The 21,956-nt window shown below is 43.2% G+C and carries 19 protein-coding genes; 7 read left to right on the top strand and 12 right to left on the bottom strand.

Annotated features, from left to right (window positions below):
* Window positions 1–207 precede the first annotated feature (207 nt).
* The 4 genes from BLR84_RS09890 to BLR84_RS09875 all read left to right on the top strand — a co-directional run bounded on the left by BLR84_RS09890 (window position 208) and on the right by BLR84_RS09875 (window position 6,470).
* Window positions 208–1,431: an OmpP1/FadL family transporter gene (locus BLR84_RS09890; protein ID WP_090467351.1), complete on the top strand. Its 1,224-nt coding sequence runs from the start codon at window positions 208–210 to the stop codon at window positions 1,429–1,431.
* Window positions 1,432–1,450: 19 nt separating this feature from the next.
* Window positions 1,451–2,794 carry an SGNH/GDSL hydrolase family protein gene (locus BLR84_RS09885; RefSeq protein ID WP_090467349.1) on the top strand — a complete coding sequence of 448 codons (1,344 nt, stop codon included), beginning with the start codon at window positions 1,451–1,453 and terminating at the stop codon, window positions 2,792–2,794.
* 784 nt (window positions 2,795–3,578) lie between these two features.
* The gene (locus BLR84_RS09880) at window positions 3,579–4,994 is read left to right on the top strand and encodes a glycosyl hydrolase family 18 protein (RefSeq protein ID WP_090467347.1); all 1,416 of its coding nucleotides are present in this window, start codon (window positions 3,579–3,581) and stop codon (window positions 4,992–4,994) included.
* Between the two features lie 81 nt (window positions 4,995–5,075).
* Window positions 5,076–6,470: a glycosyl hydrolase family 18 protein gene (locus BLR84_RS09875; protein ID WP_090467345.1), complete on the top strand. Its 1,395-nt coding sequence runs from the start codon at window positions 5,076–5,078 to the stop codon at window positions 6,468–6,470.
* A gap of 62 nt (window positions 6,471–6,532) precedes the next feature.
* Here the strand turns inward: BLR84_RS09875 and BLR84_RS09870 are convergent, their stop codons facing one another.
* Window positions 6,533–7,420 carry a 1-aminocyclopropane-1-carboxylate deaminase/D-cysteine desulfhydrase gene (locus tag BLR84_RS09870; protein ID WP_090467343.1) on the bottom strand — a complete coding sequence of 296 codons (888 nt, stop codon included), beginning with the start codon at window positions 7,418–7,420 and terminating at the stop codon, window positions 6,533–6,535.
* 186 nt (window positions 7,421–7,606) lie between these two features.
* On the opposite strand from BLR84_RS09870, the gene BLR84_RS09865 reads away from it, so the two are divergent.
* Together BLR84_RS09865 and BLR84_RS09860 are read left to right on the top strand one after the other, a co-directional pair.
* The gene (locus BLR84_RS09865; RefSeq protein ID WP_090467341.1) at window positions 7,607–8,644 is read left to right on the top strand and encodes an RluA family pseudouridine synthase; all 1,038 of its coding nucleotides are present in this window, start codon (window positions 7,607–7,609) and stop codon (window positions 8,642–8,644) included.
* A 199-nt stretch (window positions 8,645–8,843) separates the two neighbouring features.
* Window positions 8,844–9,680 (top strand): aminotransferase class IV, encoded by an 837-nt coding sequence (locus BLR84_RS09860; RefSeq protein ID WP_090467339.1) that lies wholly within the window; start codon window positions 8,844–8,846, stop codon window positions 9,678–9,680.
* A gap of 112 nt (window positions 9,681–9,792) precedes the next feature.
* On the opposite strand, the gene BLR84_RS09855 is transcribed toward BLR84_RS09860, so the two are convergent.
* From BLR84_RS09855 to BLR84_RS09840, 4 genes are all read right to left on the bottom strand, one after another.
* A complete protein-coding gene (locus BLR84_RS09855; RefSeq protein ID WP_090467338.1) occupies window positions 9,793–10,590 on the bottom strand; it encodes a DUF3050 domain-containing protein in 798 nt (265 codons plus the stop codon).
* A gap of 349 nt (window positions 10,591–10,939) precedes the next feature.
* Window positions 10,940–11,200: a hypothetical protein gene (locus BLR84_RS09850; RefSeq protein ID WP_090467336.1), complete on the bottom strand. Its 261-nt coding sequence runs from the start codon at window positions 11,198–11,200 to the stop codon at window positions 10,940–10,942.
* A 50-nt stretch (window positions 11,201–11,250) separates the two neighbouring features.
* Window positions 11,251–12,168 (bottom strand): methionyl-tRNA formyltransferase, encoded by a 918-nt coding sequence (gene fmt / locus BLR84_RS09845; protein WP_090467334.1) that lies wholly within the window; start codon window positions 12,166–12,168, stop codon window positions 11,251–11,253.
* Window positions 12,169–12,333: 165 nt separating this feature from the next.
* Complete coding sequence (locus BLR84_RS09840) at window positions 12,334–13,584, bottom strand: exo-beta-N-acetylmuramidase NamZ family protein (protein ID WP_090467332.1); 1,251 nt, start codon at window positions 13,582–13,584, stop codon at window positions 12,334–12,336.
* A gap of 85 nt (window positions 13,585–13,669) precedes the next feature.
* Between BLR84_RS09840 and BLR84_RS09835 the strand changes: the two genes are divergently transcribed.
* Complete coding sequence (locus BLR84_RS09835) at window positions 13,670–14,890, top strand: ABC transporter permease (RefSeq protein WP_090467330.1); 1,221 nt, start codon at window positions 13,670–13,672, stop codon at window positions 14,888–14,890.
* Between the two features lie 3 nt (window positions 14,891–14,893).
* Here the strand turns inward: BLR84_RS09835 and BLR84_RS09830 are convergent, their stop codons facing one another.
* The 7 genes from BLR84_RS09830 to BLR84_RS09800 all read right to left on the bottom strand — a co-directional run bounded on the left by BLR84_RS09830 (window position 14,894) and on the right by BLR84_RS09800 (window position 21,867).
* Window positions 14,894–15,898, bottom strand: coding sequence for a hypothetical protein (locus BLR84_RS09830; protein WP_090467328.1), 1,005 nt, complete (start codon window positions 15,896–15,898; stop codon window positions 14,894–14,896).
* Window positions 15,899–15,956: 58 nt separating this feature from the next.
* On the bottom strand, window positions 15,957–17,459 hold the full coding sequence (locus BLR84_RS09825; protein WP_090467326.1) for an outer membrane beta-barrel protein: 1,503 nt from the start codon (window positions 17,457–17,459) through the stop codon (window positions 15,957–15,959).
* Window positions 17,452–18,006, bottom strand: a complete 555-nt coding sequence (locus tag BLR84_RS09820) for an RNA polymerase sigma factor (RefSeq protein WP_090467324.1) — start codon at window positions 18,004–18,006, stop codon at window positions 17,452–17,454. The genes BLR84_RS09825 and BLR84_RS09820 overlap by 8 nt, the downstream gene beginning before the upstream one ends.
* Before the next feature lie 241 nt (window positions 18,007–18,247).
* Window positions 18,248–18,715, bottom strand: a complete 468-nt coding sequence (locus tag BLR84_RS09815; RefSeq protein ID WP_143013877.1) for a hypothetical protein — start codon at window positions 18,713–18,715, stop codon at window positions 18,248–18,250.
* A gap of 64 nt (window positions 18,716–18,779) precedes the next feature.
* Window positions 18,780–19,583: a nucleoside triphosphate pyrophosphohydrolase gene (gene mazG, locus BLR84_RS09810; RefSeq protein WP_090467321.1), complete on the bottom strand. Its 804-nt coding sequence runs from the start codon at window positions 19,581–19,583 to the stop codon at window positions 18,780–18,782.
* Between the two features lie 177 nt (window positions 19,584–19,760).
* Complete coding sequence (gene mnmD, locus BLR84_RS09805; protein ID WP_090467319.1) at window positions 19,761–20,444, bottom strand: tRNA (5-methylaminomethyl-2-thiouridine)(34)-methyltransferase MnmC2; 684 nt, start codon at window positions 20,442–20,444, stop codon at window positions 19,761–19,763.
* Window positions 20,445–20,517: 73 nt separating this feature from the next.
* Complete coding sequence (locus tag BLR84_RS09800; RefSeq protein WP_090467318.1) at window positions 20,518–21,867, bottom strand: MBL fold metallo-hydrolase; 1,350 nt, start codon at window positions 21,865–21,867, stop codon at window positions 20,518–20,520.
* Between the last annotated feature and the right edge of the window lie 89 nt (window positions 21,868–21,956).

The raw sequence follows: 21,956 nt of genomic DNA, 5'->3' as shown, positions 1-21,956 counted from the left end.
TGAAAACTGTTAATTAAACGGTAATAATATTTAATAGTATCGGTATTAATTATACTATCAATTAAACTTTCTCCGACTTTTTGACCAATACCTCCGCATTATAGCCCTTTTTTTCCTTTCAAAGCCTCCTAATTTTATTTTTTTAAATAAATACCGTATTGTTCTCTCAAAGCAAGCGGCATATTATAAACCAATTATATTTTACTCATGAGAAAACTTATACTATTGCTATTTGCAATAATGCCTGCTATTGCATTTGGCCAGGGTTTCCAGGTTAACCTTCACGGACAGAAACAGATCGGTATGGGCCATACCGGAACCGGCTTGCTGCAGGATGGTGCTTCCGTATTATTTAACCCTGGCGCTGTTGCTATGCTGCCACAAAATTATGTACAGGCCGGCATGAGTCCGCTGCTTTTTAAATCGGATTTTAACCCGAGTGGTTCTACAGATCAATATCGTACCAAAAACAAAATAGCTACGCCATTTACGGCTTACGGTGTTTGGGGGCCAAAAGATGCCCGCTGGAAGATTGGTTTAGGCGTTTATACTCCTTATGGCGGCTTAACCGACTGGGGGCAAGACTGGGCAGGAAAGTATTCGCTCGAAAGCCTTAACCTCAAGGCTATTTATTTTCAACCAACGCTGAGTTATAGAGTAACCGATTTCCTGAGTTTGGGTGCCGGTTTTGTTTATAACCATGGTACGGTTGACCTGACAAGGGCCATTCCGGTGACGGACGCTTCGGGTAACGATGGACAGGCGCAATTGAAAGGTAGCGGTCATGGATTTGGCTGGAACGCGGGTGCTTTTATAAAAACAAATGTTGGTTTAACCATCGGGCTTGATTACCGTTCGCAGGTAAATACTACTGTGAAAAATGGTGATGCTATTTTTAAAGTGGCCAGCTCTATACAACCCAATTTTCCACAGCCTAATACATTTACTACCACACTTCCTTTGCCTTCCACATCTTCCATCGGTTTAGGGTACAAGCCATCAAACAAATGGACTGTGGCAGTAGATGTGAATTTTACCAAATGGGATGTGTACAAAACGCTTGGGTTTGATTATGCCAAAAACACCCCGACATTGCAGGATACCTATTCGCCGCGTAATTATAAAAACGGATGGAGTTACAGGGCAGGCGCCGAATATAAAGCCACTGATAAAATATTTGTACGCGGCGGTGGCGGCTACGTAACTACAGCGGTTAAGGATGGCTATGTTACACCGGAAGCACCGGATGCCAATCGTTATTATTTAACAGCCGGCTTAGGTTATAAAGTAACCAAAAGCCTTGATCTGGATGTTTCATTTGAGTACGAACATCTTGATGCGCGCACACAAACAAATATCGAGTCGCAGTTATCGGGAACGTTTAAAACCAATGTTTATATCCCCGGTTTATCGCTTGCTTATCACTGGTAACATTTAAAATTCTAATCAAATGAAAACTTACAGATCATATTTACATATACTTTTAGTTACGGGTTTATTGGGCTTTGGCGCCTGTAAAACCAGTATCAATACGCCGGCGCCTTCGCGTGGAACGGCCGATTTTACAAGATACATTTCGGTGGGCAACTCGCTTACCGCAGGCTATGCCGATGGCGGCTTATACCGGGAAGGCCAGTTAAATTCATACCCAAGCATTATTGCGGCGCAAATGCAAAAAGTAGGCGGCGGTACATTTACCCAGCCACTGTTCAGTACCGATCAGGCTAATGGATCTGGCTATTTAAGATTAGTTGGTTTCAATGCAGATGGCACGCCTAAAACAGAGCAAGTTACCTCAAATCTGGCTATACGCGGTCAGATAACTGTACCTGGTTTTGGAAACGTAATTCTATATACCAAATACACCGGCGATATCAATAACTATGGGGTACCGTTGATTAAGCTACAGCAGATCACTTATGCTCCTTATGGTAACCTAAGTGGTTATTTTGAGCGCTTGCTGCCTGGCAATTCGCCAACCAATACTACTTCTTACCTTGATTTTGTTACGGCCAAGCCCTACACGTTTTTTACCGACTGGTTGGGTAATAATGATGCCCTGCTGTATGCCATCACCGGCGGCGCTGATCCCAACCTTAGACTGACCGATAAAGCCCTGTTTTCGCAATTGTATAACCTGTCTATTACCCAACTGACCAAAAGTGGTCAAAAAGGTGCGGTAGCTACCATTCCGGATGTTGTCGCGGTGCCTTATTTTACCACCGTAACGGTTGGCGCTATTTTGGCCGGCGTACAAAAGGTAAACCCGGCAGCAAAGGCTTTGTATGTTAACGCGCTTAATTCGGATGGTTCTCATTCGGCAAGGATAGCTACGGCGGCAGATCTTATCATTCTTAGCTTTCCAACCAGTATGATGGGGCAGCCAGTTGCCGCGGCCGGGAACCTGCCTTATGGTTTAACGCCACTTACCCCTATTGAGGATAAATATGTGCTTGACCAGGGCGAAGTAGCAATGACCCAGGATTATGTGAATGCCTACAATGCAACTATTAAGTCTGTGGCCTCATCAAAAGGCCTGGCCATTTTTGATGCCTATGCCTTTTTGAACGATGTAAAAGCCCATGGTCTGGTAGTTGACGGCGTGAATCTGAGCTCTGCCTTTATCAGTGGCGGTATATTTTCATTGGATGGGATACACCTCACTCCACGTGGTTATGCCGTTGTGGCCAATGAATTTATTAAAGCTATTAATAAGCAATATAACGCGTCGATACCGCTGGCCAATGTTTCCAGCTACAGGGGAGTTAAATTCCCTGGTGATAATACTAAATAACTATTACTGATCTTACGTAAGCCGTTCTCTGCAAAGAGGGCGGTTTTTTTTGTTTTCTGCTGACCTCATTAAAGCAAGCCAGGCCTGAAAGCAATGTTTATTGATTCGACAATATGTCATTGCGAGCGCAGCGTGGCAATCTCCTCGCTTGTATATTGAACGCGAGGAGATTGCTTCGTCGTTCCTCCTCGCAATGACATGAGGGGGCATGTCATCCTGAGTTATAACTAAGGATCTTCTTCCACATACATATCGCACAACAGATGCTTCAAACGTTCAGCGTGACAACCTTTAACAAAGAGAGTGTCACCCTGAGCTCCGTCGAAGGGTCGAGCGTAGAGGCCTGCCCTCCATGCTTCGACGGAGCTCCAGCATGACAGCCTGTTTGGGCGACTATTTTTTGATAGGCTATTACTCCCCTCAACCAATATTGATTTCCTGTTCCTGATGCCTCACGTTTAACTAAAAAGTAAACTGTGAGCGAAGCGTATCAGGAAAAATATTTTTCATTAATATTTATAATATGCTTATCATAATGATACCCTACAAAAGCACTACAATGCTTGTTGTTTAAGCGTATTGTGCTGTTTTTAAGCTATTTATAATAAAATATTACATTAGATTTACTTTCGTAAAACATACCCTGAATTACTTATTACTATAACTATTGATATCATCATTTGATATTTATAAGCCTATAAACACCTGTTGGGCAGGTGCCTTTTTGTTGAAAAAACTTAACAAACCAATCATAAATACATATTAACCACTTAACTCTTAACTTATGAAATTAAATTTTAACTCTTTCCTGCTCCTCGGAGTCTTCTCGGTATTATTTGCCTTATCATCGTGTAAAAAGGATAACCGGGCCGATTTTGCGCCTGTAAACAACAACGATGCCTCGCTAGGCAAACAAGGCACTAACGCGGTAACTGCTACCACATTTAAAGTAGTAGCCTATTTACCCAGTTGGGAGGGCGATGTAAATGCCATTCAGTATAGTAAATTGACACATATTATTTATGCCTTCATTTCGCCTACAACCAGCGGGGGCTTAACTTCCATTGATAACCCCGGCAAATTGGCCAGCATGACCACACTGGCGCATAATAACAATGTAAAGGCGCTTATTGCTGTTGGCGGCGGTGGCGGCGGTGATGCTTTTCATACCATAGTGGCAAGCGCCAGTTTGCGTACCGCGTTTGTTAATACGATGGTTAACTATGTAAATCAGAATAATTTGGATGGTGTAGATATCGACTGGGAATTCCCATCGGCTGGCACCGAAGCCAATAACTTTGCTTTGATGATGCAGTCGCTGGCTAATGCCATGCACGGTATCGGGAAATTATGCAGTGCAGCTGTTATTTCAACCGGGGCTACTTATGTAACCAGCACTACTATGACTTCTGTTGACTGGTTAAATATTATGGATTATGATGATAATAACTTTCAGCACTCCACCTATCAATCAGCAGTGGATTGTCTGAACTATTGGAGTGGTCGCGGTTTAGCGCTTGAAAAAACCGTTTTGGGTGTGCCTTTCTATGCACGCGACAACAGGGGCGATTACATCACCAAAAACTATAATGATGTATTGGCCCTTGGCGGCAGTCCAAATTCAGATACTTTTCAAAACTATGGCTATAACGGTATCCCTACTATTACCAACAAAACCAATTTGTCTTTTGACCGTGGAATTGCCGGTATGATGATATGGGAACTGGCCGGCGATGCAACAGGGGTAAACTCTTTGTTATCAACTATTCACAATGTGATCGTTGCACATGGCGGTACAACACCTCCAACAGGCAGCAACCCGCCGATAGGTACCGTAATATCCCTCAAGGGCTTTAACAACGCGTTTGTAAGCGGTGAGAATGGTGCGCAAGCCATGACCTGCACCCGCACCGCAGCTGGCGACTGGGAGCATTTTACCGTGATTGACGCAGGTGGAGGTAAAATCTCCTTGCGCAGTATGGGTAAATATGTATCCTCAGAGAACGGCACTCAAGCCATCACCTGTAACCGTACCACAGCCAGCGATTGGGAAAAATTCGACTGGATAGTGGCAGCCGATGGCAAAGTAACCCTGCGTGGCAATAATGGCAAATTCATCAGCAGCGAAAACGGTACCCAGGCCATGACCTGTACCCGTACTACTGCCTCAGGATGGGAAGCCTTTACCGTAGGGAATTAATCAAATGACCAATAATTAATACCGGCGACTCACCGCCGGTATTAATTAACTATATCTAACTAACCACTAATCTATTCATTTATGAAAACAAAGTTTAACTCGTTCCTGCTGCTTTGTGTGGCGGCGGTGCTTCTGGCACTTTCTTCTTGTCGAAAAGACAATAACTTATCACCTTCTGCTCCAACACCTTCGCCCGATGCGCCCAACAGGCCATTGGGTACATCGGCCATCCCTGCGGGCTTTAAAGTTGTAGGTTATTTGCCCAGCTGGGCAGGCGCTGTTAACCAGGTGCAGTACTCCAAACTTACCCACATCAATTACGCGTTTGTAATACCTAATGGATCTGGCGGATTAGGTGCCATTGACAATGTTTCAAAACTACAAAGCCTGGTAAGCACCGCTCACGCCAATGGCGTTAAAGTATCGATCTCGATAGGTGGATGGAATAACGGCGACGACAGCGGCTTTGAATCCCTTGCTGCCAATTCAGGTACCCGTACCACCTTTGTTAACAACGTACTCAACATGGTTAACCAGTATAACCTGGATGGAGCAGATATTGACTGGGAATACCCTAACGACGGCGCTTCGGCAAATAATTATTCGGCCCTGATGCTGGCCCTTAGCAATGCTTTACATGCACAGGGTAAATTGTTAACCGCGGCCGTAATTTCAAGCGACGGTTCATCCATCAACGCCAATGTTTTTGGTTATGTTGATTTCCTGAACCTGATGGCTTACGATGGCGACGGACCTAACCACTCTCCATATTCATTAGCTCAAACATCGTTGAATTATTGGATTGGCCGGGGCCTGCCAAAAGCGAAAGCTATACTGGGTGTGCCTTTTTACGGTAGGGAACCTTATACCTCTTATGCCGATATCCTGGCAGGCGGTGGCAGCCCTAACTCAGATACCTGGAACGGCATAGGCTATAACGGGATCCCTACTATTAAAAGCAAAACTTCACTGGCCCTTAGCCAGGGTGGTGGTATTATGATGTGGGAGCTATCTCAGGATGCTACCGGAGCTAATTCATTGCTATCGGCTATTTATGATCAGCTTTCCGGCGGTACAACTCCTCCAACCGGAAACCCACCAATAGGTTCGGTTATATCATTGAAAGGATTTAATAATGCTTATGTGAGCGGCGAGAACGGTACTACGGCCATGACTTGTACCCGTACTACAGCTGGTGACACCGAACACTTTACAGTGATAGATGCAGGCGGCGGCAAAATCTCCCTGCGCAGCAAAGCCAAATTCGTATCCTCAGAAAACGGTACCCAGGCTATTACTTGTAACCGCGCAACGGCGAGCGACTGGGAAAAATTCGACTGGATAGTTGCAGCCGATGGCAAAGTAACCCTGCGTGGAAATAACGGCAAATTTATCAGCAGCGAAAACGGAACCCAGGCCATGACCTGTAACCGTGCTACAGCCTCGGGATGGGAAGCCTTTACAGTAGGCAACTAAACCATTTCGTATATTAATTCTAAATTGAATGCCTGGTTTCGGAGCCAGGCATTTTTTTGTGATCAAAATTTATCTTTCATGCCCAGCAAACCCCAGATGCCCCCGCTATGGATAGCCAGGATCCTGCTGCCGGGTTCAAAATGCCCTTTGCCAATGAGGTCATAAAGCGCGTACATCATTTTGCCGGTATACACCGGTTCGATCACGACACCGCTAGCGGCTACAAATTCTTTTATAAACCTGACCAATTCAGCATCGGCTTTGCCATAGCCACCAAAGTGATAATCTGTATGCAGATGGTAGTCTGCAGGTGTGGTCAGGAAGCGGTTGATCTCATCCCGGATAAAACTGCCGTTTTTAAAAACAGGAACCGCGTTAAACCGGGTTTTAAGCTGATGTTTGCTTAAGCCATTGATAATACCTGCAGCCGTTGTACCTGTACCGCAGGCGCAAAAAATATGATCGTAAGTTTCGGTAAGCTCATCAAGCAGTTCACTACAGCCTAATGCGCCTTCCGGCGATGCGCCGCCTTCGTCAATAAAAAAGGCGTCGTTATCATCTCCAAAATATTGATTAAACAAGGCTGCTTTATCGCGATAGCTATCCCTGTCGGTAAATATTAATTGCATGCCATGCAGTTTGCATAAAAACAGGGTATCGTTATTTACTTCTTCGCCGCGTACTATACCGGTAGCTTTAAATCCGAAACGTGCAGCGGCCGCAGCGGTAGCCAGTAAGTGATTGGAGTAAGCGCCGCCAAAGGTTACCAGGTGGTTTTTGCCCTGGCTTTGAGCGGTTTTAAGCAGGTATTTTAATTTACGCCACTTATTGCCCGATATCATGGGGTGGATCAGGTCGTCGCGTTTTAAAAAAACCTTTACACCGTGCGCATCAAACAGCGGGTTGCTGATAGGCTGAACCGGGCTAAAAATTTCGAGATCGATATCCATTATAGTATCAAGTAGTTAGTATCAAGTATCAAGATTTCATGTCAAAGTACTCGATACCGATTACCAAATATCAGGATTTTGGTTGTAAGGCGACATACATTAAAGTCGCTAATAATCTTGATACTTGATACTAGCTACTTGATACCCGCTACTACTACGACAAAAAACGATTACTTTTGCCCTCAAATGGCAGACGATACCGAGCTTATAGAGCAGGAAGAACAGGACTTATTTGAGCACTTACGCATTGTGGTTGACAAAGGGCAATCCCTGTTGCGTATTGATAAATTTTTGATGCACCGGGTAGAGAATGCCTCGCGCAACCGCATCCAGAACGCTATTGAGCTGGAAAATGTGCTGGTGAATGATAAGCCCATCAAATCGAGCTACCGGGTAAAACCGCTTGATGTGATCTCGGTAGTATTACCACATCCGCCGCGTGATACCGAGGTTTACCCAGAAAATATCCCCATCAATATTGTTTATGAAGATGACGATGTGCTGGTGGTTGATAAAGCCGCTGGTATGGTGGTGCACCCGGGTTATAATAATTATACCGGTACATTGGTTAATGCGTTGGTTTACCATTTTCAGCAGCTGCCAACATTGCCGGGTAACGATGGCAGGCCAGGTTTAGTTCACCGTATTGATAAGGATACTTCGGGTTTGTTGCTTATTAGCAAGAACGAACGCTCCATGAACTGGCTGGCCAAACAGTTTTTTGATCATACCATTACCCGTAAATATATCGCACTAGCCTGGGGCGATCTGGAGCAGGACGGCACGGTAACAGGCTATATTGGCCGCAGTGTGAACGATAGGCGGGTGATGTCGATATATGATGATCCTGAAAAAGGAAAGTGGTCGGTAACCCATTATAAGGTGTTGGAACGCATGGGCTATGTTACGCTGATCGAATGTCAGCTGGAAACCGGGCGTACCCACCAGATCAGGGCACATATGAAACATATTGGTCACCCTTTATTCAGCGATGCTACTTATGGTGGTGATAAGATCTTGAAAGGTACGGTATTCAGCAAATACAAACAGTTTGTTGAAAATTGCTTTGAACTGATGCCGAGGCAGGCCCTGCATGCGCAAACACTGGGCTTTTTACATCCGACATTAAAAAAGCAGATCGCTTTTGAATCGCCCCTGCCGCCCGATTTTGAAGCTGTGCTCCAAAAATGGCGTAAATACACGGATAAAGATATGAGAAATTAGATGTGAGATATGAGAAAAAACAAAATGAAACAATCACAATGTAAATTTCAACAGAGATCTCATATCTCATGTCTCACATCTCATATCTTCCTTACAATGGTATGAGACGTTAGACAATAAACCCATGTACGCGAATTGAAAAATAAAAGATGTATCAAAATCTCAAATCTAATATCTCACATCTCATATCTATCTTACAATGATACCCGTTTTAATCAATTTTAATGGAGATATAATTCCGGCAAACAGCCAGCTGCTTACTATAGCCAACCGTGCTTTTAAGTATGGCGATGGTTTGTTTGAAAGTATGCGCTTAATGAAGGGGCAGCTCAAATTTGCCGACCAGCATGCCGACCGACTGCAACGGGGGATGAAGGCGCTTAAAATTGACGGCTACTCACAAATGGACGCCTGGTTTTTGAAGGATATTTCTGAAGAGCTGGCTAAACGGAGTAAGGTAAAACATGGCCGCCTGCGTTTGACTGTTTACCGTGATGCCGAAGGTTTATATACTCCTTCGCAAAATAAAATGGGTTATTGCCTGGAGCTTACCGCATCCGAAGAGCCACGTTATTTTTTGAATGAAAAAGGTCTGATCATGGATGTGTTTACCGAGCTGCCTAAACCGTCAAACTATCTGTCCAACATCAAAACCTGTAATTCGCTTATTTATGTGATGGCGGGTATCTATAAAACCCAGAACAAGCTGGACGATGTTTTTTTGCTCAACCAAAACGGTTTTCTGTGCGAAGCCAGCAGCTCCAATATATTCGTCTATTATCAGAATCATTTATATACCCCGGCTTTAAGCGAAGGCTGTGTGGAAGGGGTGATGCGTCAGGTAGTGATCAAACTGGCCCAGGAAAATAACATTGAGGTTACCGAAGCACAGATAAACCCGGATATTTTGTACGAGGCCGATGAGGTGTTTTTAACCAATGCAACCCGCGGCATCCAAACCGTAATGGGCTTTGGCGTACGGCGCTATTTTAACCGCATCAGCAAGGTGCTGATGGATGAGTTGAATAAGCTGTAGGGCATAGCCAACGTTAAAAACAGCGCGTCATTGTGAGCGTAGCGTGGCAATCCCCGATGTGCAGAGCCGCTCTGTATAGTTGGGGATTGCTACGCAATGACGTGGAGGAAACTTATAACTCGGAAGATACCGGTGCTTTTATTGCTGCCAAAATACCATCCCAAAGGGCTATACGGGTTTGCAGGGCTTCTTTTACGAATTCTGTTGCTTCCTGCCATTTGGTATCGTCGTTGCCGCATAATTCGGCGGTCATCTGATAGGCTAATTGCGAGTGGTGATCACCGTCAACTTCAATATGGCGTTCCAGGTAGTATAGCAAAATATCAACCTTGCCGGGCAATTGCTGGCTCAATTCTTTTACGATGCTTACAAACATATCGGGGATCAGATCCTCGCGGCCAAAAGTAAACACAGCTGCCTGCACATGATTTTTAGGACTGTCGATCACTTCAAAAGTGTGTTGTACAAAGTTGCGTGCCGCTACCGGGATATCGGCAATGATGAGGGCTTCGTCTATATGTTTGCCAAAGTTAAGTTCATTGAACAGGTTGTTGATGGCAACAGCCTGGCTGCCGGCCTGCTGCATGGCACGCAGGTACAGCTCAAAATGACTGGTACGGTTACCAGCTTCGTCTACATCACTTTCCTCGCCGGTAACAATTTCGTTGATCAGGTAACGGGTGTTGGAGTTACCGGTAGGCATCCATGGCGTAATCGTACAGGTTAGTTTTTGTTGCAACGATTTTAACAGCGACATAAAATCCCACACCGCAAATACGTGGTGATCCATAAAAACGGTAAGCTCCTCTACAGAGTTGATGTTTTTATAAAGCTCGTGCTGTATCAATTGCTCACGCAAAGGCTGGATCTCGGATTTAAGCTGGGTAATTTTGTCGCTGTAATTGGCCATGGATAATAAAATTTGTGGCCGCAAAAATAGCAAACGTGGTGATTATTAATGAAGTGTTTATTTTATTTTGACTTTGGGTTGATGGGGGGTAATAAAATTGTTTGTCATACTGAGCGCAGCGAAGTATCTATTCTACAATAAGAACAGTTTACAAACAGATCCTTTGTTCCTATCCATGACGTGTCTCCATCATGTCATTGCGAGAAGGAACGACGAAGCAATCTCGTAGCTATTCTTACCGATGAGAATGTGAAGAGATTGCCACGCTATCGCTCGCAATGACATATTTTATAAAATTGAATTGGTACCTTAATTTAACACGTCATTGCACCCTTAAAGGTACGGGATTTTATAACTCAAGATGACAAAGGTGGTTACATTCCTTGTATTTGGATTTTAACGCAGATAAAGAAATCAGATCAGATTCGTTTTCACTTTCTTCATAAGCGGTTAAAATATCCTGTTGTTGTTGTGGAGTTAAAGCTTGCCATACAGAATTTTTAGGCTGTAAAGATTGAGTTATCACATCATAAAATTGCGACAGCATTTCAGGATCATCTATTTGATCTATAAGATTGTGAAATTCTGATTTTAACTCTGCAAGTTTCATACTATAAATTTAAGCATATTATTAAAGATTTGCAATTTGTTCATTTCATATCACAACCTCATTCCTCTCAAAAAATCTTCAATACCCATGCGTTTTTTACCCTCCAGCTGAATGTCGGTCAAACTGATAAAACCATCTTTGGCGGCAAATTTCAGGTAGGTTTTGTTATCGGTGAGGAAGTCTCCGGGTTGTATGGCGGGTACTTCCGTTTGCAGTTCAGAACCATATATCTTTAAAACTTTACCGTTAAGTTCGGTATAAGCAGTAGGGATAGGGCTAAGTCCGCGTATTTTGTTGTAGATATTTTGTGCAGGTTGTGTCCAGTCAATCAGGCAATCTTCTTTGAAAATTTTAGGTGCGTGTTTTAGCTCTTCGCCGGTGAGCAGAGCTGTTTGCGGGTGCTCGTGGTAACGACCGCTTTCAACAGCTTTTACAGTTTTAACCAACAAGCCGGCACCTTTGTTCATGAGCCAGTCGTGCAATGTACCAGCCGTTTCATGACCGTTTAAGGTTACCTTTTCGGTAAACAGCACGTCGCCAGTATCAATTTCATGTTTCAGGAAAAAGGTAGTAGCACCACTTTCTTTTTCGCCGTTGATCAGCACCCAGTTAATAGGGGCCGCGCCACGGTATTGTGGTAAAAGCGAAGCATGTAAATTGATGGTACCCTTTGGCGGCATGGCCCAAACTACTTCGGGCAGCATACGAAATGCTACAACTACCTGCAGATCTGCGTGCAACGATTTCAGTTCGGCCAGAAACTCCGGATTTTTTAGCTTTTCGGGCTGCAGCACTTTCAGTCCGTTGGCTACCGCATATTGTTTCACCGCCGATTCGCTTACCTTTTGCCCGCGACCAGCCGGTTTATCAGGAGCGGTAACCACGCCTACAATGTCGCTACCTGCTTTAATCAGTGCATCTAATGATGCAACAGCAAACTCGGGGGTACCCATAAATACAATTCTCATGCTATTCCTTTTTGTATCGTTATTGGTATCAGGTAGCTAGTATCATTTTGATTATCAAGTAGCTAGTATCAAGTATCAAGATTTTGTTTTTATGAAACGTTCTTTTAAAAGTCATGATACTTGATACTAGCTACTTGATACTAATCCCAGCTACTTGATACTATCTTACTCGTATAATAAATATTTGCGCCTTACGGTCTTAAACTTATTTAAGCCGTGCTCCCAGCTTTTGCGGATCTCTGCCTCAGTTTTGCCCGCTTCAATCTGTTTCCTTAATTCGGGGGTGCCGGCAAGTTTGGTAAAGTAGGCGTTAAAGAAGTGTGCCTTATCCGGAAAGGCTTTGTATAGCTCCATCAATAAGGACAGGTCAAGACGGCCTTTTTTCCTGATCATATCTGTACTCTGTCCTTTCAGATCCACGCCGAAGCATTCTTTGTCTTTCTGCGGCGGATCCTCGCTCATGCCTTTAATACTTAAGGGAGTGAACGAAAATGTATATTTTCCTTTTAACAAGGGGTGGCCTACCTCCAGGAAAGGGAAAAACGTACCGCGCCCCAGGCTTAGGGTTGTACCCTCAAATAAGCACACGCTTGGGTATAAGATAATGGACTGATCGGTATTTAAATTGGGCGATGGGTTTACCGGTAACTTGTATGGTAAAGAATGTTTGTAGTTGGCCACCTTGATGATCTTTAGTTTGCACTTCAGGCCATCTTTTAACCAGCCCTCGCCGTTAATCATTTGGGCGTATTCACCAATGGTCATACCATGGCTAATAGGGATAGGGTGCATGGCTACAAAGGCACGGGGCACATTGGCGGTATCTAATATGGGGCCGTCAATCAGGTAGCCGTTTGGATTGGGCCTATCCAGTATCAGGAGCTCAATATTGTTTTCGGCACAAGCTTCCATCACATAATGCAGGGTTGATATATAAGTGTAAAAACGAACGCCCACATCCTGCACATCAAATATCATGAGGTCGAGCCCCTTAAGATCCTCGGAGGTGGGTTTATAGTGTTTATTGCCATACAGAGATATCACCGGCAAGCCCGTTTTGGCGTCTACATCATCGCTTACGCTGGCGCCGTTACTGGCATTCCCTCTAAAACCATGTTCGGGTCCGAATACCTTTTTTATAGTAATACCGGCATGCAGCAAACTATCCACGCTCGACTTTAAATTTTTGCCAATAACAGAAGTTTGATTTACCACCATCCCAATATTTTTTCCCTTAAGATAGTTAATATACAACGGAATTTGATCAGCACCGGTGATTATTCCGGGGATTATTTTTTCGCCCGAATTGATTTTTGATGAGTCGCAATTGGTGCAAACAGCCGGGCTACCGCACGCCGTACTTGCCCATAAAACCGTAATAAAAGCACATTGCAAAAAAATACGTGTTCTTAGCATAAAATATTATGTTTAAACAATTTTTAAAGTAGCAGGTTTAGTAGCAAAACCGCATATTTGCGAAGGTACAAAAAATCATTCTGCATTGAGTTTCGCCTCTTTTATATCAGCCCGGATAACATTTAAGTCAAAACGCACCTTTTCAAAACTGATTGTGCGCATTGCTATCATAGGTATTATGCTGGGTTTAGGGGTGATGATACTTTCGCTGGCCATTGTGAAAGGCTTCAAGCGCGAGATCCGTGAAAAGATCCGTGGCTTTGCCGGTGATATTCGGGTGGTGAAATTCGACCTGAACAGTTCCTACGAAAGCTCTCCTTTCATAGCTGATCCTAAATTTGAAGACCGGGCGATGAAAAGTCCACTGATCACCAGGGTAATGCCTTTTGCTACCAAGCCGGGTATCATTAAAGCGAATAATGAAATAGAAGGTGTGGTACTGAAAGGTGTTGATAAAAACTACGACTGGAGCTATTTTAAAAAGACCATGGTAGCTGGCGATGTGATCAACTTTACCGATTCGGTAGAAGCGCAAAAGGAGATCATGCTATCGCAAACTACAGCCGATCGTCTGAAATTAAAAGTAGGAGATAAGCTGTTGATGTATTTTGTTCAGGAACCACTGCGTAAACGGCAATTTAAAATTAAAGGGATATTTAGTATCGGGGTGGAAGAGGTGGATAAAACCTTTGTGATCGGTTCCTTATCATTGATCAACCGGCTTAATAACTGGAAACCCGGCGAAATTGGAGAGTATGAATTACACGTGTCGGATTTTGACCGGGTAGACTATGCCGCCAACAAGCTCGACGAGATACTGCCGGTAAAACTACGCTCTTATACTGTAGGTGAGGACTACCCTGCCATATTTGAATGGCTTAACCTGCTGGATGTAAATTCTGTAGTGATGCTGGTGCTGATGGTGATGGTAGCCGTGATCAATATGATATCGGCATTGCTCATCATGATCCTGGAGCGTACTTCGATGATCGGTATGTTTAAGGCCATGGGCGCCACTAACTGGAACATCCAAAAAGTGTTTTTATTTAACGCGACCTATCTTATTGGCTTAGGATTACTGTTGGGTAACGCTTTAGGCCTGGGCTTAGGTTTTTTTCAACAGCAAACCCACTTCTTTAAGCTCGACCAGGCATCTTATTACATGACCTTTGTCCCTGTAGAATTTAATTTTACAGATATCTTATTACTGAATTTAGGCACGCTGGTTATTTGCCTGCTGGTGCTCATCATCCCTTCTATGTTGGTTAGCAAAATATCACCGGTAAAAGCTATCCGGTTTAAATAGAGGCTAAAGCTCCTCTAAAAAAGTGTAATGATTACCGTTACGGGCAAATACGTAATTATCCCAAAAAGCTTCGTCGTCCATAGTGCATGATGAGTCAAGAAAATCGATATCATTCCATTGGGATATTTGTTTAAGATCGTCGATGATAAGCTGTCCGTAAAAGAAACTAAAATCGAAACCGATAGGAGTAAAGTAGGTCCATCTATAAAACTTTCGTGTCCGGGTATCAAAAAGAAAGTAATAAAGAGCATAATTTTTATCTGCATCCTTAACCAGACTGCAAAACAAGGTGTAGCTTTTATGTTCTGGAAATATCGTTGTATATCCAACACGTAGAGCCTCAAATTCTTGATATTGTTGCGAATAGTTAATCCTTAAACGTTCAAAAAATGGGACAATAAACTCGGCTTCTATGTAATTATTATAAAGGCGGTTTATCTTTTCTTTTTTTCCTTGTTTTAAAAGAGCAACCAGACTTGGGTTATCTTTAAACTCTTCCATCTCAACACGGCGTATGGTAATTGTTTCACCATCGCGGTTAATCGTGAGCGGTTCCTGGGGTCTGAAAATTGATTGTTCCCAAAAATTCTCATAGTCAGTTATTTTTATAATATTTTCTTTAATATCTCGTTCGGGTTTTAAATCACCATAAAAGCACAATTCTTTTATAATGAACCACTGCTGTTCAAAATAAATGCCTGTAAATATTATGGAAAAATACTGGTAAATGCCTTCTTCTATACATTCCTCTGTCGATTTATATTGCCATGAATTATTTGAAATGTATTTCTTGGTTAATTCAGGATCAAAGTTTGTAATGGAGTGCCCATTTACTTGTTCATGTAAATAAGCGAAATCGTCATAATCAATGGTGCTTATATCAACCAATGTGGCTGCATAAAGCTTATCCTTTTGGGGGCTAAAGGCTCCGCCAAGATAACCGACTAAAAGCTTTGCATTTACTCTTGATAATAAAATCGCTTCTAAGTCGCTATTGTAATTAAACATAATAGATTGATTATGCTTAAAGATAGCTGCTTATGCCGGAAATAAAAGGCGGGAATGTCTATTTTTTTCTGGTCGTAAAATTGAGTTTCAGATTTAAACCTGCCGAACCGAACTGGATCTGTTGTGAGCCAAGACCATCAAGTGGGTATTTTAAAAATGGTTCAACAATTAAACGATTGCCCTTACCTACCGGGTAGCCAATACCAAAGGAAACGTTAAGCGTTTTAGCAAAATAGAAGCTGTTAAAACTTTTGTGGGTCACATCATCGGTTGTTTGTGTAGAAGACCCTGCCGATGAATAACCGTAAACGGATGTATAGGCTTCGTTGATAAATGTACCCGAGCTTAAACCAGCCGAAACATAGGCATCGGTTTTTTGGGGGTTAAACTCATATTTGATATTTATCGGAATATCCAGACCAATTAAGTTGGCATTGTAATTTTTAAGTACTGGGAAAGACGAATTCGCGGCAAATAAACTCTGCTTATCAAAAGGAACTAAAGCCTGTGGGGCCTTCGCCAGGGCATCCAAATTGGAGCTTGGTGGCGGGCCTCCATTATAACTCAGTGTATTTTGGGCCAGCATTAAGCCGGTTGATAATTTTAAGTTTTTACTTAGCTTAATATCAGATGTAACACCCGCGCCGGCATTTACCTGGTTGCTGCTGCCTTTGGCATAGTTAAAGAAGGTTGCTGCATATACACCAAACCGTACTTTTTTATCCTCCACAGATTCCTGTCTGTTTTTTTGTGGTTGCTGGGCCTGTTCGCTGGCAAACAATGCATCCATAGAGTTTTTAGGGGCTTTTGCCGGTTGTTTTGGCAACATAATTGAACCGCCTGTGGTAGCAGCCGGTGCTGTAACAGGAGGCTGCTGCGTATTGATTTTAGCCATAACAGCTTTGGTGCTATCAACCGGTTTGGTTTTTTTAGCAGGTTCGGTAACAGTAGTATTGGAACTTTTTGCAGCGGCCACATATTGTTGCGCGTTTGCTTTGGCGATAATATTTTTTGTGCTGTCTGTAGCCGGTTTGGCTTTGATAGCAGGAGCAACCTGTGTATTAGCAAGAACCTGGGTAGCCGGACTTCCGTTAGTTTTGGCATAAACAGGAGCCTGGGCTGTTGTTGCACCTGGCACAGCAGGAACAGCGGCGGGCTTATAAGGTGCTGCCTGGATAGTAGGTTTTTTTGTACCGGCCAAAGGGGCTGCACCGGTATCAGGAGCATTATTTTTAATGACCGGGTTTGGTGTGGCGGCCAGTATTGTAGCGCTATCGGCAGTTATGGATTGTTCTGTATGTTTTTTTGCAGGTTTTAAAGCCAGCGTATTTGTCTGTTCTTTTTTACCGGTTATCCAAAGGCCGATACTTAAAAATAACAATAAAGCCGCAGCCGTGCTTGCCCACCACAGCCAGGCAACCGGACGTTTCTTTTCCGTTTCAGGAAAATTTTTCCTGAGCAGTAACCAACCTTCATCAGCAGAAGGAAATGAGGTGTCGTCAAAATTATCAAACACCTCCCTGATGCGGTTGCTTAAGTCGTTATCCAACTGCTCATCCATGGTTTTGTGTCTCTTTCCTTAACATTTTTCTTAATCTTTCTTTTGCCCGACTCAGGTAAACTCTTGATGAACTTACCGGAATAGCGAGCATGTTTGCAATTTCGTCGTGATTATATCCGTCTATCTCGTATAAATTGAAGATGGTAAGCTGAATTGCAGGCAGCTCATTCATCAGTTTTAAAATATCCTGCACATTTAAATTATCAACTGTGCCCATATTGCTGCTTAAGGGAGCAGCATTATCCAAATCAACATTAAGCTGAAATTTAAGATCCTTGCGCCGGCGGTCAATCGCGGTATTAACCACAATGGTGCGTAACCAGGCTTTAAAAGGTTTATCCATGTTATAACTATGTATGGCATTGAAAACCTTTATAAAAGCATCATTTACAGCCTCTAATGCATCGTCCCTGTTTAAACTATAGCGCAAACTTATACCCATGGCGTAGCCATAGAATAGCTTATACAGCATTTCCTGGTATTTTAAGCTGCCTGTTTTGCATTGGCTGATGATCTCTTCTTCAGTAATGCGAGGGGGTGAATGCATTAAGTGTATTTAATTCCGCGTATAAAATTACTGTTGATTTATAATCCTTTACGTACCTAAGGATCATATTGATACAAATAAAAATAACAATTTTTTAAATGATCATTTTTTTGCTTTAACCGCTTATAAATAAAAGATCAGCAGTGTTGTATTACTGCCGATCTTTTAATTTTATAGGTAGATGGTTAATGATAAAAAGCTGCCACTATAAAAGCGACAGCCTTGGAAATTAAAACAATAATTAATTTGAAGTCTTTTTTAAATCGTACCGTAGAATGGAATCCTGTACGCTATTGGCACGCTGTATGATCAGGCTGCCAGAGGCATTATCATAAAGGTATTGATATACACCATTCAAATGTATTTTAGTTTGCGGCCCGGCTTTATAAGTACTGTCAATAAAGTTAATAAATGTGCCATTGGATGCGTATGCAAGTTGAAATGAACCTTTGCTGCCCGCATGTACTGTAAGCGTATCTCCGGTTACTTTGAAATTGCTTGGTGTAGCCAATGTAATCAATAAGGGGGATGCTTTTTTTACGGTATCATAGCCAGAACTTCCTGATTTTTTTACCAGGAGTTTACCGGTGCCACTAAAAGTACCAAGTGGCGGTGTAGGCGCAGGAATTGGGTCATTTTTAGTTGAGCAAGCTTGGCCTAATACAACTAGTGCTAATAATGGTAATACTAAAAATAAATTTCGCTTCATAATCTTCATCTTTTTAAACATTACGTGAGTATTTATTTAAACGCTACAACACGCCCCGGAATTTTTATAATTTTTTTGCCTCGTCCCAAAATATATCCATCTCGGCCAGGCTCATATCCTGTAGTTGTTTTCCGTTTTCTTTGGCTTTAAGTTCCAGGTACTGAAAACGTTTGATGAACTTTTTATTTGTTTTTTCCAACGCGTTCTCGGGGTTAATATTGATAAAACGGGCATAGTTAATAAGCGAGAATAACAGGTCGCCAAATTCTCCTTCGGCTTTTTCATGGTCGATGGTGCTTTCATCTTCGGCATTAAATTCGTTCCTGAACTCCTGCATTTCTTCTTCCACCTTGGCCCATACCTGGCTTTTCTCTTCCCAGTCAAAACCTACACCGCGTGCTTTTTCCTGTATGCGTGATGCTTTTACCAATGCCGGTAAGGAGGCGGGTACACCGCCCAGTACAGATTTGTTGCCTTCTTTTAGTTTGATCTGCTCCCAGTTGCGTTTAACATCCTCTTCGTTTTGTACTTCTACATCGCCATAAATATGTGGGTGCCGGTTAATCAGCTTTTCGCACACGCTGTTGAGCACATCGGTAATGGTAAAATCGTTGGTTTCAGAAGCTATTTTGGCGTAGAACACCAGGTGAAGCATAATATCGCCCAGTTCTTTTTTTATTTCGGGCATATCGGCGCTTAAAATGGCGTCGCTCAGCTCATAGGTTTCTTCGATGGTGAGGTGCCGCAGGCTTTCCAACGTTTGTTTTTTATCCCAGGGACAGTTGGCTCTCAGATCATCCATAATATGGAGCAGGCGTTCAAATCCGGTGGCAGGGGTATTGGCGGTAGCTGGTGCTTGTAGCGGCATATGTTTTTATTTTTATGCTGCAAAGATAAGGGTTTTGGGATGCAAGAGATAAGAATCAGGAATCAAGATAGGAAAGGGTCAACCGAAAACGTCATTGCGAGGTAGAGACCTCACCCAACCCTCTCCAAAGGAGAGGGCTTTAAAATGCTATTTAAAGTCTCCCCTTTTGGGGGAGATTTAGAGGGGGTTATTCACCCCACGTAGCATTTCGCGTTTGCCGGCTGCGCCGGGTATTTTTTGTATGGTAAAGCCTAAGCTTTTAAGCATTCGTTTCAGGTTGCCGGTTATGGCGTAGGTAACAAACACACCACCGGGTTTTAAAAAACCGGTTACAAAGCTTATCGCTGGTAATTCCCACATTTCGGGTTGGTGAACGGCGGCAAAAGCGTCAAAGTATACAATGTCGAATTGCTGATCCGTATTAAGCTCCATCAGCTTGCAGTGTGCTATTTGCAATTGGGTATCAGCATCTATACTTACCTCATTTTTTAATGCATCCGGGTAATGTTGCAGATAGCTGGTCCATAAAGCGGCAGGGGTGTATTGCTCATAACCGGTTTGAGCCATCATATCTGTGCTGAGCGGATAGGCTTCGATCCCGGTATATTGAAGCTTTATTTGATGATCGGTACAGTAAGCAGAACTCAATAAAAAGTTAAGCCCTGTGCCAAAACCAACTTCCAGTATGCTGGCCTCTCGGGCCTCGCTTTTAGCTAAAAAATAATCCAGACCGGCATTTACAAATACGTGTAAACTCTCCTGTAACGCGCCATGCCGCGAGTGGTAATGCTCGCCCACTTCAGCATTATAAATGGTTTTAGAACCATCGGCTGTGGTTACTATTTTTAGTTTATGGTTCATAGTTGATAGATCATGGTTCATAGTTTTGAGTGTCAAAAATCATGGAAGCGTGTTAGCTATGATCTATGAACCATTAACTATGAACATTCTCTGCAAACTCCACAATCACTTCGCCCAGGTCATAAACCGGTACCTGTTGTATTTTGGCGGCTACAATACTGGCTGCTGCCGCCGAGCGGTAACCTGCTGCACAATGTATTACAATAGCTTTATCTGTTGGTATTTCGTTTATACGTTCGCGCAGTTCGGGCAAGGGTATGGTAATGGAGTCTTTAAATACCTTACCATCATTTACCTCGCCGCGGTTGCGCACGTCAACAATATGATAGTTGTTTGGGTTGATCCTGAAATCATCCAGGTCAAGTGTTACTGATATTTCGGTAGCGTTGGCCGGCGATAGCAGTGCCGCTTTAATGTTTTTTTCGTAACCTATTTTCGCTGCTTTTTTAATGAGGATGTTCAAACTCTCCTCACTGTCGGCGATCAGGTAAAATGCTTCATCGGGACTTAATATCGAACCTAGCCAGGTTTCAAATTTTTCACCGTCCTGCAGGTTAATAGCGCCTTTAAGATGACCATTTCTGAATTGTTGTTTGGGGCGTGCGTCAATCACCAGTACTTCCTTTTCAAGCGGTGATTCGGCGCTGATCCTGGCTATGGTATCAACACTTTGCTGAAACAATGGCGCGCCTGTTTTATTCAGATCCACATCATAGCCAAAATATTTGGGCATAAAGGGCTGATCGGTGGTGAGGGTTTTAACAAAAGTCATTTCGTCCATCAGTTGCAGGGCGTAGTTTTCACGCAGCTCGCGGCCAATGGTGCTTTCCAGGTCGGGACTCATGTTTTTGCCGCATAACGAACCAGGGCCGTGTGCCGGATAAACCACCACGCTTTTAGGCAATGTCATCAATTTATGGCGGGTGCTCAGGTACATTTGTTTGGCCAGCTCCTCTTTTTTGGTGGTAATGTTACCCACATTTTCGCGAAGATCAGGCCTGCCTACATCACCTACAAATAAGGTGTCGCCGGTGAAAATGGCGGTATCCTTGCCTTTTTCGTCTTCCAGTAAGATACAAATAGAATCGGGTGAGTGACCGGGGGTATTGATGGCTTTTAGTTTGATATCATTTAGCTGTATCAGATCGCCATCATCAAAAGTTTCGTGCGGATAGGTGGCACCGGTTAACTTACTGCAATAAATTACGGCATTAGTAGCCTGGTGAATTTCCAGATGCGAGCTTACAAAATCGGCATGTGGATGTGTTTCAATAACGCCCACAATATCGGCATCGTGCTGGCTGGCAAAGTCATAATAGGGCTGCGGGTTGCGTGCCGGATCAATAACGATCATTTTACCTGTACGGATCACGGCGTACGATGCATGCGCCAATCCTTTATCGTAGAACTGTTGAATTATCATATTATAAGCACAAAGATAAGGGTTTCGGCGGGTTGTTTTACGGTCGAAATGTTTGCATGTTGTAAATATTAATACGATTAATACGATGG

Source organism: Mucilaginibacter sp. OK268, assembly GCF_900103125.1.
In the GTDB taxonomy this organism is placed as follows: domain Bacteria; phylum Bacteroidota; class Bacteroidia; order Sphingobacteriales; family Sphingobacteriaceae; genus Mucilaginibacter.
The sequence above is the reverse complement of the archived record's forward strand: the minus strand, read 5'-3'. Positions and strand labels throughout refer to the sequence as shown.

Coding starts and splice junctions, on each gene's coding strand:
- BLR84_RS09815 (WP_143013877.1), bottom strand. CDS start 18,715: ATGAAGCGAAATTTATTTTTAGTATTACCATTATTAGCACTAGTTGTA.
- BLR84_RS09870 (WP_090467343.1), bottom strand. CDS start 7,420: ATGGATATCGATCTCGAAATTTTTAGCCCGGTTCAGCCTATCAGCAAC.
- BLR84_RS09830 (WP_090467328.1), bottom strand. CDS start 15,898: ATGTTTAATTACAATAGCGACTTAGAAGCGATTTTATTATCAAGAGTA.
- BLR84_RS09855 (WP_090467338.1), bottom strand. CDS start 10,590: ATGGCCAATTACAGCGACAAAATTACCCAGCTTAAATCCGAGATCCAG.
- fmt (WP_090467334.1), bottom strand. CDS start 12,168: ATGAGAATTGTATTTATGGGTACCCCCGAGTTTGCTGTTGCATCATTA.
- BLR84_RS09820 (WP_090467324.1), bottom strand. CDS start 18,006: ATGCATTCACCCCCTCGCATTACTGAAGAAGAGATCATCAGCCAATGC.
- BLR84_RS09860 (WP_090467339.1), top strand. CDS start 8,844: ATGATACCCGTTTTAATCAATTTTAATGGAGATATAATTCCGGCAAAC.
- BLR84_RS09800 (WP_090467318.1), bottom strand. CDS start 21,867: ATGATAATTCAACAGTTCTACGATAAAGGATTGGCGCATGCATCGTAC.
- BLR84_RS09850 (WP_090467336.1), bottom strand. CDS start 11,200: ATGAAACTTGCAGAGTTAAAATCAGAATTTCACAATCTTATAGATCAA.
- BLR84_RS09885 (WP_090467349.1), top strand. CDS start 1,451: ATGAAAACTTACAGATCATATTTACATATACTTTTAGTTACGGGTTTA.
- BLR84_RS09875 (WP_090467345.1), top strand. CDS start 5,076: ATGAAAACAAAGTTTAACTCGTTCCTGCTGCTTTGTGTGGCGGCGGTG.
- mazG (WP_090467321.1), bottom strand. CDS start 19,583: ATGCCGCTACAAGCACCAGCTACCGCCAATACCCCTGCCACCGGATTT.
- mnmD (WP_090467319.1), bottom strand. CDS start 20,444: ATGAACCATAAACTAAAAATAGTAACCACAGCCGATGGTTCTAAAACC.
- BLR84_RS09880 (WP_090467347.1), top strand. CDS start 3,579: ATGAAATTAAATTTTAACTCTTTCCTGCTCCTCGGAGTCTTCTCGGTA.
- BLR84_RS09865 (WP_090467341.1), top strand. CDS start 7,607: ATGGCAGACGATACCGAGCTTATAGAGCAGGAAGAACAGGACTTATTT.
- BLR84_RS09825 (WP_090467326.1), bottom strand. CDS start 17,459: ATGGATGAGCAGTTGGATAACGACTTAAGCAACCGCATCAGGGAGGTG.
- BLR84_RS09840 (WP_090467332.1), bottom strand. CDS start 13,584: ATGCTAAGAACACGTATTTTTTTGCAATGTGCTTTTATTACGGTTTTA.
- BLR84_RS09890 (WP_090467351.1), top strand. CDS start 208: ATGAGAAAACTTATACTATTGCTATTTGCAATAATGCCTGCTATTGCA.